Here is a 16,201-nt window from a genome sequence, read left to right as displayed (position 1 = left end):
GCTTTGATGAAAGATCAGAAGTCTTTTCCAGTGCCAGGAGGGTTCGTTCATTCCATTTCGCATGGGGTGGTTGGGAAGCTAGGAGACTCCCGTGGGAGAAGGATGTAGGCGAGATCCCACAGGGCTGAAAAGCCCGAGGAAGCTCGCCACTTCCCCCACAGGAAAGCGAGTAGCTTCCCAACCACCCCTGACTCTCAATACGGCAACGAACCCAGACTATCTCGAAATCGAGTCTTCCGCTATCCTGCCATATAGTTTAAGAACATTTTTTCAAGGTTTCTATATCGAAAACTTTTTTCTCAACAAAAATGTCTATCAAGTTGATATCAACTTGATAGACATTTCAGCCTGTATTTTTTATGTTTGTGATAGGATCGGAAACAGTTAGCTTTAGTGACGCTTATGATTTTTCTGTTAGTCTTCTAATTGAATCATTTGGTATTTAGTAATGTAAGGTTTGCCATCAATGAATGATGGTTTCTCTTTATGTTTAGGTCCAGAGTTTTCGTGAGCTTTCTCGAACTCCTGGGAATTTTTCCAATCTTCAAAGCACTGCTCATTACGCCATTGTGTAAAAACAACATAAGTGTTTCCTTTAACCGGTCTTAAAATTCGGATGGCTTGAAAGCCTTCCATACTTTCGACGCTTCCCGCGCGTTTTTTGAATCGATCTTCGAATACAGGGCGTCCTTCGTCTGAAACAGGGATATTATTCATAACTACAAAACCTGACTCTTTAACATCACCTACAGCCTCCACTACTTCATAATCTCGACCTTCCGCAAAAACCGGATCTTCCTCACCTTCATAGTAAGCCACCGTTTTGTCCTGGTCTTGCATAAAGTAAAGTGCTGCCTTTTTGTTTTCTTTCTCTAGCTTTGCTAAATAGTTTAGGGTACCATTTGTCATAGATACTTTCACAGTGTTATCTCCTTTCCTGCATCAAGTTAAGTGTAGCAAGTGGAGACATTGAACTGCAAGTTTGAACTTACACGATAAGAGAGGATGCAAGATGCTGAAAATTAAACAAAAAATACTTCTCATACCGGATTGGTTGAAAAAATACAAGTGGCCACTATTCATTATGCTCGGGCTTTTTTTATTGACGATGATAGGGTTTCTCGTGATTCTTCAAGGCGGGAGATTTATTGTAAAAGATACTGAACTTGTTTTGGATGCGTCTACAACTATTGAAACAGTGGATGGGGAAGTTATCGAAAGGGTTTATACTCAGAACAGGACGTTGATTGATCATGAAGAGATACCTGACCATGTGAAAGATGCGTTTGTAGCGGTCGAAGATTCTCGCTTCTATGAACACTCAGGAGTCGACTTCAAATCGATTTTACGGGCTGTCTATCGTGATGTCATTACAATGAGCAAAGCAGAAGGGGCTAGTACCATTACCCAACAGCTGGCTAAGAATCTTTTTTTGACGAATGAAAAATCCTGGATGCGCAAAACTAAAGAGGTTATGGCAGCTATTCAATTAGAACGAGAATATACGAAAGATGAGATTCTGGAACTGTACTTGAATACGATTTATTTCGGAAGTGGAGCTTATGGAGTAGAAGCAGCCTCAAAAGAATATTTCAATACATCAGTTACTGAACTTTCTGTTACCCAGGGTGCCTTATTAGCCGGGCTGCCAAAAGCTCCTAATTCTTATTCTCCCTTTGATAATCCTGAGGCGTCATTGGATAGGCGGAATGTTGTTCTGGGAAGGATGGAGGCTACGGGTATGCTCGATGCTGAAGAAATGGTCAGTATGCAAGGGGCTACACTCGGTACTGAAGCACGTGAAGATAGTGGAGAAAGCTGGACGAACAGCTATGTAGACTTAGTGATTCGCGAAGCAGCAGAACGTTATCATATTTCACGTGAGGAACTAAAACGAGGGGGATACCAGGTCACTGTGGAAATGGACCCCGAGATTCAAGAAATTGCCTCTAATTATATGAAAGAGGGTGAGTTTGCTCCTGGCTCTCAACCTGAGGTAGAAGGTGCTTTCACCCTCATGGACAAGTCCACAGGTGCATTAGTAGCCGCTGTAGGAGGGCGTGATTACAATCATGGTGAACTGAATCGCGTAACTTCTGAAAAACAGCCAGGATCGGTCATCAAGCCTTTATCCGTTTATGGACCTGCATTGATGACTGACACGTACATTCCCTTTTCATTGCTGGTCGATGAGCCGCGTAACTATGGCGATTATAAGCCGAGGAATTATGATGGAGAATATGAGGGTCTCACATCCTTGTATCAGTCCATTGTCGAATCTAAAAATGCTCCGGCCGTTTGGCTGCTTGATCAAATGGGAATCTCCTATTCGAAGGAGTATTTGAATAAGCTCGGACTCGAAACAGAAGACGAAGGTCTTTCTATTGCTTTAGGGGGTCTTTCCAGGGGTTATACTCCTTTGCAAATTACGGAAGCATATCGCAGCTTTGTGAATAGTGGAAGTACAGCAGAAGGATATACGATTCAGCAAATTTCGAACCGCCAAGGTGAAGTAATTCACGAACATGAACGAAGTGAAACGAAAGTGTTCAACGATGAGACAGCATGGGAAATGACACAGATACTTGAAACAACGGTCCAATCTGGGACTGCATCCTCAGGTGCTTATTCTAAAGCGCTGGCAGGTAAAACAGGGACCCAGCAGCATCCTTCAGTTGAAGGGGAGAATAAAGATGTATGGTTCGCTGGATATACACCTGATTATGTAGGATCGTTATGGATGGGCTATGATCAGGCAGGGGAGGATTATTACCTCACAGGCGGAAGTTCATATCCGACATCTTTAATGAAAGATATTTTAACAGAAGTTGACCGCGCAAAAGGTATGACGGCCGATTTCAAAAAACCAGAGGGGCTTGAAGAGTTGCCTGAACCTATCAAACTACCAAAGATTACGGATGCAGAAGGGTCTGTAAGCTTTGGAGGGCTTAGCTTAGTGTCAGCCTCCATCAGCTGGACGGCTTCAGAGGATGAACGTATAGTTTATCGTTTGTATGAGGAGGGGCAAAACAAGAGACTTGTGGGAGAAGTAACAGGTGAAGGGGAATATGAGCTTAATTTTGTCAGTTTATTTAATAATCACTCCTATGTCGTCGTTCCTTATGACCCTCTGACAGGACTTGAAGGAGAAGCCTCCAATCCTGTGGAACTTGATTGAATCCTGTGAAAGAATGCACAAATTCGTGACAAACACATCGTTTTTCTATACACATTACAGATTTATAGTTATAGTGGAAGCGGATAAGTGCCTAAAAGGAGTTAATTACTATGTCAAAACCATTTAATGATACGATTCTAAAAGCTTTCCGAGGTGAGCCTACAGATCATACTCCCGTCTGGTTCATGCGCCAGGCTGGGCGTTCTCAACCGGAATACAGAAAGTTGAAAGAAAAATATTCTTTGTTTGAAATAACTCACCAGCCAGAGCTGGGTGCATATGTGACAAGACTGCCTGTTGAACAATACGGTGTAGATGCAGCGATTCTTTACAAAGACATAATGACACCTCTGCCTGCTATTGGTGTAGATGTGGAAATCCAAAAAGGCATAGGTCCAGTAATCGATAACCCTGTGAGGAGCAAAGCGGATATAGAAAAGCTGGGAAGCATCGACCCAGAAGAGGATGTATCCTACGTTATGGATACTATTCGCTTATTGACAAAAGAGCAGTTGAATGTTCCTCTGATCGGTTTTTCCGGAGCTCCCTTCACACTTGCAAGCTACATGATTGAGGGCGGTCCTTCAAAGAATTATAATAAGACGAAGGCATTGATGTATAGCGAGCCTCACACTTGGTTCATGCTTATGGACAAGTTAGCCGAAACAACAATTACTTATGCTCGCGCGCAGGTCGCTGCTGGAGCGAGTGCCATCCAAATTTTCGATTCATGGGTTGGGGCTTTGAATGTAGAGGATTACCGAACGTTCATCAAGCCTGTTATGGAGAGAATTTTCACAGAGCTGCGTTCGACAGGAGTCCCGTTGATTTTGTTTGGCGTAGGCGCCAGACATCTGGCGTTAGAGTGGAACGATCTTCCTGTTGATGTAGTCGGCTTAGACTGGAGACTCTCAATTAGAGAGGCGAGAGACATGGGGATTAGTAAACCTTTACAAGGAAACCTGGATCCTTCTATTCTTCTTTCAGATTGGGAAGTAATTGAGATGAGAGCGAAACAGATCATTGATGAAGGAAAAGCTCACCCAAGCCACATCTTCAACCTTGGCCATGGCGTCACGCCAGACATTAAACCAGAAACTTTAAAACGCTTGACCAAGCTCATTCACGATTATTCAAAAAAGAATTAAGAGGTGAACGATAATGGAAAAGAAACAAGTAGGCTTACTCGTAATGGCGTATGGAACGCCTTATAAGGAAGAAGATTTAGAAAGATACTACACTCACATTCGCAGAGGTCGAAAACCCACTGAAGAAATGCTTGAGGATCTGCGCGATCGTTACAACGCAATTGGAGGCATTTCACCTTTAGCCCGTATTACAGACGACCAAGCACTTGCTTTACAAAATACATTAAATGAAGAACAGGACGACATCGAGTTTAAAATGTATTTAGGCTTAAAGCATATCGAACCTTTCGTAGAGGATGCCGTTCAGCAAATGGCGGATGATGGAATTACTGAAGCTGTTTCTATCGTTTTAGCTCCCCATTATTCAACATATAGTGTGAAGTCTTATAATGGAAGAGCCCAGGAAGAAGCGGAAAAGCATGGAATTACTATACGTTCTGTAGAAAGCTGGTATGATGCCCCTGGCTTCATTGACTATTGGAGCGAACAGATTTTAGCGGAGTACGAGAAAATGCCTGAAGAAGAAAAAGATCTTGCTTGTTTAGTAGTGTCAGCGCACAGTCTGCCAAAAAAAATATTAGAAGGCGGAGATCCGTATCCTGATCAACTGAAAAAAACGGCTGAAATGATTTCTGAAGAAACGGGAATCAAACAGTATGAAATCGGATGGCAGAGTGAAGGGAATACACCTGATCCATGGTTAGGTCCTGACGTTCAAGATCTCACTCGTGATCTTTTTAATGAAAAAGGCTACCGTACTTTTGTATATGCCCCTGTAGGTTTTGTATCGGATCATCTAGAAGTTCTCTATGATAACGATTATGAATGTAAAGTCGTCTGCCATGAAATCGGTGCAGACTATTATCGCCCGGCAATGCCGAATACCCACCCTAAATTTATCCGTACGTTAGCAGGCGTAGTTCTTTCTAAAATGGAAGAGCAGGCTTAATGGTGGAACATAAGAAAGTAGTTATAATAGGCGGCGGAATCTCCGGATTGACAGCTGCCTATTACTTACAAAAAGATAAGCGTGAAAAACAGCTCCCTCTTGATATTAAACTTTACGAAGCGAGCGGTCATCTGGGTGGGAAGATTGAAACCGTTAAACGGGATGGATTCACTATTGAAAGAGGACCGGATTCCTTCTTAGAGCGTAAAAAAAGTGCGGGGAGGCTTGCACGCGAAGTGGGTCTTGAAGACCAAATGGTTCCGAACGGAACAGGACAGGCTTATATTCTAGTCAAAGAAAAACTTCATAAAATGCCGAGTGGATCATTCATGGGAGTACCTACTCGTATCCGTCCTTTTCTATTCTCCGGTTTATTCTCCCCGGCTGGTAAAGCTCGAGCGGCAATGGATTTAGTGAAGTCTAAAAAACAAATCGAGCATGATCAATCTCTTGGACTTTTTTTCAGAAGAAGGTTGGGAAACCAAGTGGTCGAAAACCTGATTGAACCGCTTCTCTCAGGTATATATGCAGGTGATATCGACGAATTAAGCCTGCAAGCCACCTTTCCGAACTTTTATGATCTAGAACAAGAGTACGGCAGTCTGATTAAAGGGTTGAGAAAAACTGTATCTAAACCACCAAAAAACAAGCCTAAGCCCAGCATGTTCCGTACTTTTGAAAATGGATTGTCCTCGTTAGTGGAGGCAGTTGAAGGACAGTTGAGCCCAGGAGTTGTACAGGTGAATACAGGAGTCGATCATATTGAGCGTAAGGGTGACACCTATCACTTGCTCTTAAGCGATGGGACAGCTGACAAAGCTGATGCTGTGATTATTGCAGCTCCCTATTTTGCTGCCCAGCGGATGCTTTCCCAGTATGAGTTCATGAACAAGTTAAAAGAGATGAAAGCCACATCAGTAGCTAACGTAGCGATGGCTTTTGATGCGGCTGCCATTAGTAAAGACATCGATGGTACAGGTTTCGTGGTTTCCAGGAACAGCAAGTTTAGGATTACAGCGTGTACATGGACGCATAAAAAATGGCCCCATTCTACACCGGAAGGCAAAGTAATGCTGCGCTGTTATGTAGGTAAACCAGATGACCAGGAAGTAGTAAACTTAACTGATGAAGAAATTACTAAGATAGCACTCCATGATTTGAGTCAAATCATGGACATAAATACACAACCTGATTTTTCAGTAGTTACAAGATGGCATGATTCGATGCCGCAGTATGCTGTCGGTCATAAAGATCGCCTGCAAGAGGTGACCGATCACCTCGAACGAGAGCTCCCAGGTATTTACCTTGCCGGAGGCTCTTACCGTGGCATAGGTCTTCCTGATTGTATTGATCAAGGGGAAGTCGCAGTAGAACAGGTGCTCAAACAACTAAAACTGTAAGTCTGATGGAGCCAGAGACGTTAGGCGTTTCTGGCTCCAATAATTTCCTTCTTGCATAATTATGTCAATCTTAGTATGATTTGTTATGAAAACGATTTCAAAATGTAGCTGAGCAGGAGGAGTTATAATGGCTACCATTGAAGATGTGGCGAAATTGGCGGGTCTATCACGAACGACCGTGTCTCGTGTCATCAATAATCAACCATATGTAACGGAAGAAAAGAAGATAAAAATCAACGAAGCGATGAAAGAGCTTGGCTATGTTCCGAACTCTTCCGCTCGCCGTTTGCGAAGCCAGCGTACGGAAACCATTGCTGTTTTATTACCGCGGGTAACCAATCCTTTTTTCGGTCAATTAATTGAATCATTAGAACAGAAGGCCTCCGATTACGGCTACCAGGTGATAGTTTGCCAGACACATGATAAGAAATATAAAGAATTAGATTACTTGCAGCTATTAAAAACAAAGCAAGTTGATGGAGTGATCATGGCTTCTTTGACGAATGAGTGGATGGATATTGAACCTTTTCTTGACTCTGGGCCGATTGTTTTGTGTAACGAATACATGGAGAAACAAGACGTAACGATGATACATATCGATCACAAGCAGGCAGCTTATGATGCTGCTCTTCATCTTATTGAACAAGGCTGCCGGCGTATCGCTTATGCTAGCGGCGGACGGGAAACGTACATTAGCAAACAGCGGAAGACCGGGTTTTGCGATGCATTGAGAGAACATAATATGTGGTTATCAAAAGAATTGGAAATCAATGAGGTATTAGACGTAGGGGATGGACAAACGACTTTTCATTATTTGAAAGTACATCAACCCGAAGTTGACGGCATTTTCACAGGTTCAGATGAAGTAGCTGCAGGTGTCGTATACGCAGCTTCCAAAGAGGGATGGAGAATTCCTGAGGATCTGGCGGTGGTCGGTTTTGATAACCAGATGCTGTCTTTGCTTATGGTGCCGGCAATTACCACTATTGAGCAGCCAGTAGAGCAAATAGCTTCAAAAACCATACAAGTTCTTGTGGACCAAATTAAAAATAAGCTGTCGACACCTACTCAGAGGTTTGTTTATCCATATGAATTAATAAAGAGAAAGTCGACCGACTGTAATACTGTAAAGAAAACCGCACGTTAATGATGAACCACTTAAAAATTGTTTTTTTAATCAAAAAGGGAGAAGCTCACCTACTATATTCAGGGGACTTCTCCCTTTTTATTGTCTATATTTGAACAAATCACCACTCGATTATGGGAGTTATTTTTTATATTAACTCCCTATTCTTGAAGACTTGATTTCGAGAGGTTCGGGCTGTTTCCGCCACAAAAAATAGTGCTTGAAGGTCCGGGAAATCACTCGCTTTCCATGGGCGTACGGTAGCGTTTGTTTTTTTCAAGGCTACATGTTTATTGTCTAATAGGTTATGTCACAAGCGCTTAATCGCTTTTCGTCTTCCTGGATAAGAATAATTGTGATCCATTTCAAGAAAATGTATAGCTCAAAGGGGAGGAAAACGGTAAGATTCCTTATTAAAAAACGAAAGTACTTCGTCCAGCGGCGTTTGGACTAAACTGAGCTGGCGGAGAGAAAGAAAACAAGAACAAAGTGCCTGACTTTACCAGTCTTTTTAGTCGCTAAGCGCTATAGCCGGAATACGCGGCTTAGATGAGAACTCAAAAGTCTTTTCTATTCCAATGCCAGGGGGTTCGTTCTTTACATTTCGCATGGGGTGGTTGGAAAGCGAGTAGCTTCCTAACCATCCTTGACTGGCAACCTGGCAACGAACTCAGGTTGTCTCGAAAACAAGTCTTCCACAACCCTGCCATATTGTTGAATGATTACCATGTAATATACACATATTTCCCCAAAAAAAAAGCAGCTTAACAGCCGCTTGAAAGATTTAATGTTCAGAAAAACTAGATTTGTGGAATACTATGATTAACGGGCAGGGTGACTGCACTCGTCACATTCATTTCCATAGCAGTCAGCTTGCTCGTGAATTGCGTGGCCACATTTTGTACACTGTTTCTTCGGAAGGTTACGGAAAAATTCAATGACATTCATCATGATAAATCGCCTCCAAATAAATTATTGTATAGTCATTGTATTATAACAATATGCAGATTACAACCACCTGTTATAAAACAAATTAAAAATAGGTAAAAAGTATTAAGGAGTTGATCATTGTGCAAATGAGTATTATAGGATTTTGGGGGGCATATCCTGCTGCAAACAGTGCTACATCAAGCTACTTGTTGGAAGATGGAGAATTCAAGCTGCTGATTGATTGCGGAAGCGGGTGTCTTTCCAGGTTACAGCAAAGAACAGATGTTCAGGAATTGAACGCAGTTCTCCTCTCTCACTATCATAAGGATCATGTAGCAGATATCGGGGTCCTGCAATATGCGTGGCTTGTGCAAAATTCCATCCATGATACTAAACAAGTATTACCAATCTATGGACATATGGAAGATAAGGCAGCTTTTAAAGAATTGAGTCACCAATATACAAAAGGAGTGGAGTATGACCCTGAGCGGGCGATGGAAATCGGGCCTTTTACGATAAATTTTCTGCAAACGAAACACCCAGTTCCTTGTTATGCTATGAAAATCTGTAATGGTACAGAAACAATCGTATATACAGCTGATACAAGCTATTTTTCTGAACTTGCCGAATTTGCTCGCGGTGCAGACTTATTAATCACGGATACGAACTTTTATAAAGGAATGGATGGAAGTAAACCAGGCCATATGACGAGTGAAGAAGCAGCTTTGATTGCCAGGGACGCTGAAGTGGAAACTTTATGGCTCAGTCATCTTCCTCATTTTGGCAACTTGAATTTATTGAAGCAGGAAGCAGCAGATGTATTTAAAGGGAATATCGAGCTGGCTTCGGAAGAATTAACCTGGCGTGGCCGCACCTAAAGAATTGTTTAATGCTGTCGAATTTTATACAATAAAGGATAGAGTGAAACGTGAAAGGATGAGACGATGTTATTTATTGACCATGAAGGGATAAACGACCCGAAGATTAACCTGGCTATTGAAGAATATGCTCTGAAGAATTTAGATATTGATGAGACGTATTTGTTATTTTATATCAACGAGCCATCTATCATCATCGGGAAAAACCAAAATACAATCGAAGAAATCAACACAAAGTATGTTGAAAATAACGGCATCCATGTAGTAAGACGGCTCTCTGGAGGCGGAGCAGTCTATCACGATCTTGGGAACTTGAATTTCAGCTTCATTACGAAGGATGACGGAGATAGTTTTCATGATTTTGCTAAGTTTACAGAGCCTGTAACACAAGCTCTGAATAAAATTGGAGTTTCTGCAGAGTTGTCAGGCCGAAATGATATCGTTGTGGATGGAAGAAAAATCTCTGGAAATGCACAGTTTTCCACAAAAGGACGTATGTTCAGTCACGGAACATTAATGCTGGACTCCGAAATAGAAAACGTAGTATCTGCGTTGAATGTCAAAACCGAAAAAATTAAGTCTAAAGGAATCAAATCTATTCGCAGCCGGGTAGCTAATATTTCAGAATATATAGATGAACCCATTGCAATGGAAGAGTTCAAAAGCTTAATTCTGCGGTACATCTTTGATGTTGAAGATGTAAAAGACGTTCCACAGTATAAGTTGAAGGAAGAGGACTGGAAGGAAATTTATAAAATCGCTGAAGAACGCTATCAAAACTGGAACTGGAATTATGGGAAATCTCCTAAATTTAATGTTCAGCAAACAAAGCGAATTGAAGGAGCTGGCAGTTATGATATTCGACTGGATGTTGAAAAAGGCTGCATTCGTAATGTGAAGATTTTTGGTGATTTCTTTGGAGTTGGCGATATTTCTGAAGTAGAAGAGAAATTGATTGATGTGAGGTATGACCGTCAGTCTATCTCAGCAGCTTTAGAAGATATAGATATTTCTCATTATTTAGGAAAAATATCAAAAGAAGATTTTTTAGATATTATATATTAAGAAATAAACCAGCAGATACATCTGCTGGTTTTGCTTTTTTTAAGAAGACTCTGTTTAAAGCTAAATGTTGCGCATAAATTGACAGTATTTTATAATTAAATTGAATATTTTTAAAAATATAATGAATGATGATTCATTCATTGAAGGGGGAGCAACGTATGAATTTGAGTGATCAACTGATAAGAACTACTGAGAAAGACCCTGTGAAGGAAGCTTACATATTTCAAGGAGAAGGTGTAAGCTACCAGGTGTTTAACGCCTCTGTAACTAAATTTGCGGCAAAATTAAATGAACTAGGCTATGGAAAGGGAGACCATCTGGCATTAATAAGCGGAAATAGTCCACTATTCATGATTGGACTTTATGGATCTCTTCGGGCAGGGGTTACGGTGATTCCAGTAAATCCTACGTATACGGTCCATGAAATGAGTTATATATTAAAAAACGGAGATGTAAAAGGTGTTATAACGATGGATGTTCTAATGGAAAAATTTGAACAAATGGATGCGGATTTGAATATTCAAGATTACTTTGTTGCGGATACAGGTGCAGAACCACGTGATTTTTCTTTATCTCATAAAATGAAATCGTTTACAAAATGTGTGGAGGACGGAGATGTGCATTTTAAAGGCCCATCATTAGATGAAGAAGAAGTCGCAGTCATTCTTTACACCTCAGGGACTACTGGTAAACCGAAAGGGGCTATGTTAACTCATAAGAATTTATATTCAAATGCAACGGATGTAGCGGATTACCTTAGAATATCATCAAGTGACCGTGTCATTGCGACATTGCCGATGTTCCACGTGTTCTGTTTGACTGTCTCTTTGAACGCTCCCATCATGAATGGAGGAACTGTACTGATCGTTCCTAAATTTTCTCCACCAGAAGTATTTGAGGTTGCAGAATCTTATAAAGCAACTGTTTTTGCAGGCGTGCCGACAATGTATAACTATTTACTGCAAACAGGCAAAGACCGAGTGTCTGCTTTTAAGAATATGCGTATTTGTATAGCTGGCGGCTCATCTTTACCTGTAGCATTGCTCAACGATTTTGAAAAACATTTTAACGTTAGAATTTCTGAAGGGTATGGACTGTCTGAAGCTTCGCCGGTCACTTCGTTCAACCCGCTTGACCGTCCACGCAAACCAGGATCGATTGGTACAAACATTGTGAATGTAGAGAATAAAGTAGTAGATGAATTAGGAGAAGAGGTTCCTAATGGTGAAGTGGGCGAACTTATTGTACGAGGACCTAACGTTATGAAGGGGTACTATAAGCTGCCGGAGGAAACGGCTGTTACTATCCGTGATGGATGGCTCTATACGGGAGATATGGCTAGGAAAGATGATGAAGACTACTTTTATATTGTAGATCGTAAGAAAGATATGATTTTAGTAGGAGGCTACAATGTATACCCACGAGAAGTAGAGGAAGTACTTTACAGCCACCCTGATATAAGTGAAGTAGCTGTAGTTGGGTCACCAGATCCGCAAACAGGAGAATCAGTAATCAGCTTCGTCGTCTCCTCTAATCCTGAACTAGATGAAGACGAGTTGAAAGAGTTTTGCAGCGGTTCTTTAGCGAGGTATAAACAGCCCAGAAGAATTCACTTTATGGAAGAACTTCCGAAAAACACGACCGGTAAAATTTTGAGGAAAAACTTAAGGGAACAGCTCTCTCAAAAGTGAATGCCGGGCAGTACCGCAACTTGTCAGTATGTCAGTCACTAACAATAACGCAACGCTTTGCGGTCTTCCGCAAAATCTTTTCGGTGAATAGCTTGAAGAGATATATTACAATAAGAATTAGATAAGCGATCATGCTTATTTGTTACACACCATTTATGATTCGGTTTCATAAGTGGGTCAGTAATGTATTTACTGATGAGTGTTGCTATGGAAAGGTGAAAACTTTTTCATACATTAATTCCCTCACTCAAAAGTTAACCAGTCGTCTCATTGGCCAATGCTCATTACGAGCATTGGTCCTTTTTTTGTTCATTATTTCGGTTTCTTATAAGTGATCATGTATTCTTCTCCTGTTAAATAAAAGTCTCTCTGCGGACGTTCGCTCAGCAAAAAAAGCCTTTCGAGCTTATAATAGCTGATACGTTTATATGGATCCGAGTCGATGACCGGGGTCTCACCTGTCTGTTCAATATATTGATCTACAGCCTGCTGCACCAGATCGATTTCTTTAGCCAGTTCCTGGTCCTGTTCTTCAAAGAGCTCGTAGGTTTCTTTAGACATATAAAATCTTTTTTTAGGAATTCCGTCGATGAAGGGGGAGAGTAAATGATAATCGATGGTCAAGTCGTGATTGATGATCACACTCAGAGGAACTTCTTTTGGTTTATGATCAGCGTAAGCGTGAATGGCTTTTCTAACGTCATGGATGGATAAATCCTTCACTTCCAGAACTTTTTCATCCTCTTTCCCTTTGTTGCTTTTCTTTTTCCACATCCTGTTTCCTCCCAATATTTAAAAGTTTGATGAACTTTGTTTACAATAATTATATCAAATATAAATAAAAATGATTTATTTTAATGAATATTGTGACTTTTTTATCGGAATTTGGTAAATTTATATAGTAAAGACGGCGGGCGCTTAAAACGTGCTTTCCGGACGATAATTTGAAAGGGTGTTGAAAAGAATGGACTTGGTTCAAAAAAGAGAATATGAAGTAAACGCGCAAACCATGGCGCTTGTTGCGCGCACTGACGCGCAAGGCCGAATTATTACCGAAGTGATGGAAAGTAGTGAGGGTTTTTATTTAATGGATCCACCTGGAAAAGTGGTAGATAACTCTTGTCGTTACTTTGCCAGCAGTTTAGAAGGCCGTATCGCTGGTACAAAGCAAGTAGCCGGCTTTACTCATAAGCCGCCGATTGTCATCTCTCAAGCGATGGGCTTATATATCTTCCCTATAATTTCCCCGAAACGCAGAGAATGCACCTGGCTCGCTCATGATTATATTCATACATATAAAAGTGAGTCCGATCATTCCACTACAATCATTTTCACCAATGGATCCTCTCTCAATGTGCCAGTATCCGTAGGCATGATTTCTAATCAAGTTCAACGCACCGCACAGTTTCGATTTATCCTTGAAGCTCGCTTGAAACGCTCTTAGGCTCCTCCAATTGATGGGGTTGCAGAGACTTTTTCATAAGTTCGATTAAAATTCCTTCTACTTTTTTACGAATGGCAGGGTTAAAGTAATTTCGTTTTTCTTCATACCCATGAGCCAAAAATAAAAAGGAAGTGAATGAATCGTTACGTCCTGATTCTATAACTTGTAGTTTTTGTCTGTTCATTTGGGTCCTCAGAATTTTCCTTTCTTCCCTCGCTGTAAGTTCCATTTTTCCAAGAAGGTCCAAGTAAGGTTCTTTTATTTTAAAATCACCCTCTTTGAAATGTTTGTGGTCTTGCATGATAACTGTAATGGCCATCGATAAGAATAGGTAGCGCGAGGCAATCTCTAATTCTCTTTGTCGTAATTGGCGCATGGTGCTCCCCCTTTTGTATACACGAACGTCTGTTCTTGTATTATACCACGTTGATTTGAGATGTATGCAACCATTTTTTAGTGATTAATAATAGTGTGAATTGGTGAGGCTGAATTATAGTAGGAAAGTAAGATAATTTTTATTAGAATAGAGAGAGTAAAACATGGAAGACTTCACGCATGCGATAAGGGGAGCCATTTATGGAGTTGTTGATGATTGATTTTCAAGAAATTAGAGAAATGGCGGAAGATGACCAGCTGTTTGATTACATTATCCACCAGTTAGAACAGCTGGACCGCTTTGGTCCACTGCCGGGCATACTTCTGCCCTTGATCGAAGCCTTTTTACCAATCTTGCCTCTCGTAGCTTTTGTTTTAGCTAATTCTGTAGTTTATGGTTTATTCAAAGGATTTTTATATTCATGGGTTGGGGCAGTGGCGGGTTCGCTGCTTGTCTTCCTAATCGTCCGAAGGCTGGGCCAGCAGAGGTTTTTCAATTTTGTAAGCCGTCATAAGCAGGTTAAACGAGTGATGACATGGTTGGAAGAGCATGGATTTGGCCCGTTGTTTTTATTGATGTGCTTTCCTTTTTCTCCCTCTTCTATCATTAATGTTGTGTCAGGTTTATCTAATGTCAGCCGTCAGCAATTTATGCTGGCTGCCATATTGGGAAAATCCGTCATGATCTTTACGATTTCTTATGTAGGATCGAGTATCGCTTCTTTTGCGCAAAACCCGACCAAATCTATTGTTGTTGGAGTGTGCATTCTTGCTTTTTGGATGATCGGGAAAGTCATTGAAAAGAGAATCCAAAGATCAGCCGAGCGCAAGGCTGGTCGCAGCGGTTAAGATTGAGTTTGAACGGGTAAGTTGTAAATAGTAGCTTACCTGGAGGAAAAGACGATGAAAAAATTTGGGACGACTGTGAAGGTAGTTTTGCTTTCGTTACTCCTTGCTTTTATTTTTAAAACGTTTTTATTTGCGAGTTATATAGTCGACGGGGAATCGATGGAACCGACCCTTTATGATGGAAACTTACTGATGGTCAATAAGCTCGTTTATGATTGGCAGGATTTCAATCGGACAGATGTAATCGTCTTCCATGCAAATAAAGAAGATGATTACGTGAAGAGGATCATAGGACTTCCAGGTGAACATATAGCTTTTGAAGACGATGTTTTGCAAGTCGATGGCAGAGCAGTGCCAGAGCCGTACTTAGATCCTTTAAGGCCGGGAGATGGGAACCTGTTCACTGATGATTTCACGTTGGAAGGTGTAACGGGTGAACATGAAGTACCCGATGGTTATATATTTGTAATGGGGGATAACCGACGTGATAGTCTGGACAGCCGCTCGTTTGGATTCGTCTCGATAGACCATGTGGTGGGGAAAGTGGATGTACGATACTGGCCGGTCTCGCAATTGGCTTTACGGTTTTAAATGAACAACCGCCCAGACCAGGGCGGTTGTTTTGTGAAAATTTCTGTTGAATTTCTGTTTGATATTCATATAAGCTCCCTATTCTTGAAGACTCAGTTTCTAAACTTAAGGGGAGTTTAGGGGCTGCAGGAAACGGATCGCTTTCCGGGGGGCGGGCGCTGAGCCTCCTCGAGCTTCGCTCTCCGGGGTCTCACCGTTTCCCTCCGCCCCTTTGCCATATAAGCATCTCGAAACCGCTTCAAGAAAAAGCAAACTGATTCTCATAGCAAGTGCTCATGTTGAAAAAACCTTGCTATAGAACTTATTCCCAAAGGACAGAGATGAAAGCCGCTTCTCCTGAGTGAACGTGGTTCTTTTTTTCACTTCCTTCGCATGGGGTTGTTGGGAAGCTGGGAGACTCCTGTGGGAGAAGGATGTAGGCGAGATCCCACAGGGCTGCAAGCCCGAGGAATGGATTGTCAACACAAAACTAGACAATTTCATTAAGGTGTTTCTTCTTGAATTCTATAGGACTAAGGTAGTTGAGAGTGCCATGAATTCGAATATAATTGTACCAGTGGACATAATCAAATAAAGC

Annotated in this window: 16 protein-coding genes; 11 read left to right on the top strand and 5 right to left on the bottom strand. The window is 41.3% G+C overall.

Features of this window, described 5'->3' with window-relative positions:
• Positions 1 to 414: 414 nt before the first annotated feature.
• A complete protein-coding gene (locus LF817_RS19475) occupies positions 415 to 921 on the bottom strand; it encodes an antibiotic biosynthesis monooxygenase family protein (RefSeq protein ID WP_253937477.1) in 507 nt (168 codons plus the stop codon).
• Positions 922 to 1,012: 91 nt separating this feature from the next.
• On the opposite strand from LF817_RS19475, the gene LF817_RS19470 reads away from it, so the two are divergent.
• The 5 genes from LF817_RS19470 to LF817_RS19450 all read left to right on the top strand — a co-directional run bounded on the left by LF817_RS19470 (position 1,013) and on the right by LF817_RS19450 (position 7,822).
• Positions 1,013 to 3,178, top strand: a complete 2,166-nt coding sequence (locus LF817_RS19470) for a transglycosylase domain-containing protein (RefSeq protein WP_253937476.1) — start codon at positions 1,013 to 1,015, stop codon at positions 3,176 to 3,178.
• A 110-nt stretch (positions 3,179 to 3,288) separates the two neighbouring features.
• On the top strand, positions 3,289 to 4,326 hold the full coding sequence (gene hemE / locus LF817_RS19465; protein ID WP_256558383.1) for a uroporphyrinogen decarboxylase: 1,038 nt from the start codon (positions 3,289 to 3,291) through the stop codon (positions 4,324 to 4,326).
• Between the two features lie 13 nt (positions 4,327 to 4,339).
• Positions 4,340 to 5,275 (top strand): ferrochelatase, encoded by a 936-nt coding sequence (hemH, locus tag LF817_RS19460; protein WP_253937475.1) that lies wholly within the window; start codon positions 4,340 to 4,342, stop codon positions 5,273 to 5,275.
• A complete protein-coding gene (hemY, locus tag LF817_RS19455) occupies positions 5,275 to 6,675 on the top strand; it encodes a protoporphyrinogen oxidase (protein WP_253937474.1) in 1,401 nt (466 codons plus the stop codon). The genes hemH and hemY overlap by 1 nt, the downstream gene beginning before the upstream one ends.
• Before the next feature lie 127 nt (positions 6,676 to 6,802).
• Complete coding sequence (locus LF817_RS19450; RefSeq protein WP_253937473.1) at positions 6,803 to 7,822, top strand: LacI family DNA-binding transcriptional regulator; 1,020 nt, start codon at positions 6,803 to 6,805, stop codon at positions 7,820 to 7,822.
• An 801-nt stretch (positions 7,823 to 8,623) separates the two neighbouring features.
• Here the strand turns inward: LF817_RS19450 and yhfH are convergent.
• Positions 8,624 to 8,752, bottom strand: coding sequence for a protein YhfH (gene yhfH, locus LF817_RS19445; RefSeq protein WP_253937472.1), 129 nt, complete (start codon positions 8,750 to 8,752; stop codon positions 8,624 to 8,626).
• A 125-nt stretch (positions 8,753 to 8,877) separates the two neighbouring features.
• Between yhfH and LF817_RS19440 the strand changes: the two genes are divergently transcribed.
• The 3 genes from LF817_RS19440 (at position 8,878) to LF817_RS19430 (ending at position 12,365) form a co-directional block, all read left to right on the top strand.
• Complete coding sequence (locus LF817_RS19440) at positions 8,878 to 9,609, top strand: MBL fold metallo-hydrolase (RefSeq protein ID WP_256558384.1); 732 nt, start codon at positions 8,878 to 8,880, stop codon at positions 9,607 to 9,609.
• 66 nt (positions 9,610 to 9,675) lie between these two features.
• The gene (gene lplA / locus LF817_RS19435; RefSeq protein ID WP_253937470.1) at positions 9,676 to 10,674 is read left to right on the top strand and encodes a lipoate--protein ligase; all 999 of its coding nucleotides are present in this window, start codon (positions 9,676 to 9,678) and stop codon (positions 10,672 to 10,674) included.
• A gap of 158 nt (positions 10,675 to 10,832) precedes the next feature.
• Positions 10,833 to 12,365 (top strand): fatty acid--CoA ligase family protein, encoded by a 1,533-nt coding sequence (locus LF817_RS19430; protein WP_253937469.1) that lies wholly within the window; start codon positions 10,833 to 10,835, stop codon positions 12,363 to 12,365.
• Positions 12,366 to 12,677: 312 nt separating this feature from the next.
• Here the strand turns inward: LF817_RS19430 and LF817_RS19425 are convergent, their stop codons facing one another.
• A complete protein-coding gene (locus LF817_RS19425; RefSeq protein WP_253937468.1) occupies positions 12,678 to 13,139 on the bottom strand; it encodes a DUF3939 domain-containing protein in 462 nt (153 codons plus the stop codon).
• A gap of 190 nt (positions 13,140 to 13,329) precedes the next feature.
• On the opposite strand from LF817_RS19425, the gene LF817_RS19420 reads away from it, so the two are divergent.
• Entirely contained in the window at positions 13,330 to 13,809 is a 480-nt protein-coding gene (locus LF817_RS19420) for a competence protein ComK (RefSeq protein WP_253937467.1), read from the top strand.
• Here the strand turns inward: LF817_RS19420 and LF817_RS19415 are convergent.
• Positions 13,778 to 14,185 (bottom strand): YhjD family protein, encoded by a 408-nt coding sequence (locus LF817_RS19415; protein WP_253937466.1) that lies wholly within the window; start codon positions 14,183 to 14,185, stop codon positions 13,778 to 13,780. The genes LF817_RS19420 and LF817_RS19415 overlap by 32 nt on opposite strands.
• Positions 14,186 to 14,385: 200 nt before the next feature.
• Between LF817_RS19415 and LF817_RS19410 the strand changes: the two genes are divergently transcribed.
• Entirely contained in the window at positions 14,386 to 15,033 is a 648-nt protein-coding gene (locus tag LF817_RS19410) for a TVP38/TMEM64 family protein (RefSeq protein WP_253937465.1), read from the top strand.
• A 54-nt stretch (positions 15,034 to 15,087) separates the two neighbouring features.
• A complete protein-coding gene (lepB, locus tag LF817_RS19405; protein WP_253937464.1) occupies positions 15,088 to 15,624 on the top strand; it encodes a signal peptidase I in 537 nt (178 codons plus the stop codon).
• Positions 15,625 to 16,093: 469 nt separating this feature from the next.
• On the opposite strand, the gene LF817_RS19400 is transcribed toward lepB, so the two are convergent.
• On the bottom strand, positions 16,094 to 16,201 hold a 108-nt coding region (locus LF817_RS19400), incomplete at its 5' end, for an IS3 family transposase (protein WP_253935032.1).

Source organism: Halobacillus sp. A1 (assembly GCF_024189295.1).
Taxonomy (GTDB): domain Bacteria; phylum Bacillota; class Bacilli; order Bacillales; family Halobacillaceae; genus Halobacillus_A.
This window is presented reverse-complemented; position numbering and strand designations above follow the sequence as displayed.

What these genes read in the sequence shown, in the direction of transcription:
- LF817_RS19440 (WP_256558384.1), top strand. Translation starts at nt 8,878, where the DNA reads ATGAGTATTATAGGATTTTGGGGGGCATATCCTGCTGCAAACAGTGCT.
- LF817_RS19410 (WP_253937465.1), top strand. Translation starts at nt 14,386, where the DNA reads ATGGAGTTGTTGATGATTGATTTTCAAGAAATTAGAGAAATGGCGGAA.
- LF817_RS19450 (WP_253937473.1), top strand. Translation starts at nt 6,803, where the DNA reads ATGGCTACCATTGAAGATGTGGCGAAATTGGCGGGTCTATCACGAACG.
- hemY (WP_253937474.1), top strand. Translation starts at nt 5,275, where the DNA reads ATGGTGGAACATAAGAAAGTAGTTATAATAGGCGGCGGAATCTCCGGA.
- lplA (WP_253937470.1), top strand. Translation starts at nt 9,676, where the DNA reads ATGTTATTTATTGACCATGAAGGGATAAACGACCCGAAGATTAACCTG.
- hemE (WP_256558383.1), top strand. Translation starts at nt 3,289, where the DNA reads ATGTCAAAACCATTTAATGATACGATTCTAAAAGCTTTCCGAGGTGAG.
- LF817_RS19420 (WP_253937467.1), top strand. Translation starts at nt 13,330, where the DNA reads ATGGACTTGGTTCAAAAAAGAGAATATGAAGTAAACGCGCAAACCATG.
- LF817_RS19470 (WP_253937476.1), top strand. Translation starts at nt 1,013, where the DNA reads ATGCTGAAAATTAAACAAAAAATACTTCTCATACCGGATTGGTTGAAA.
- LF817_RS19425 (WP_253937468.1), bottom strand. Translation starts at nt 13,139, where the DNA reads ATGTGGAAAAAGAAAAGCAACAAAGGGAAAGAGGATGAAAAAGTTCTG.
- LF817_RS19415 (WP_253937466.1), bottom strand. Translation starts at nt 14,185, where the DNA reads ATGCGCCAATTACGACAAAGAGAATTAGAGATTGCCTCGCGCTACCTA.
- hemH (WP_253937475.1), top strand. Translation starts at nt 4,340, where the DNA reads ATGGAAAAGAAACAAGTAGGCTTACTCGTAATGGCGTATGGAACGCCT.
- yhfH (WP_253937472.1), bottom strand. Translation starts at nt 8,752, where the DNA reads ATGATGAATGTCATTGAATTTTTCCGTAACCTTCCGAAGAAACAGTGT.
- LF817_RS19430 (WP_253937469.1), top strand. Translation starts at nt 10,833, where the DNA reads ATGAATTTGAGTGATCAACTGATAAGAACTACTGAGAAAGACCCTGTG.
- lepB (WP_253937464.1), top strand. Translation starts at nt 15,088, where the DNA reads ATGAAAAAATTTGGGACGACTGTGAAGGTAGTTTTGCTTTCGTTACTC.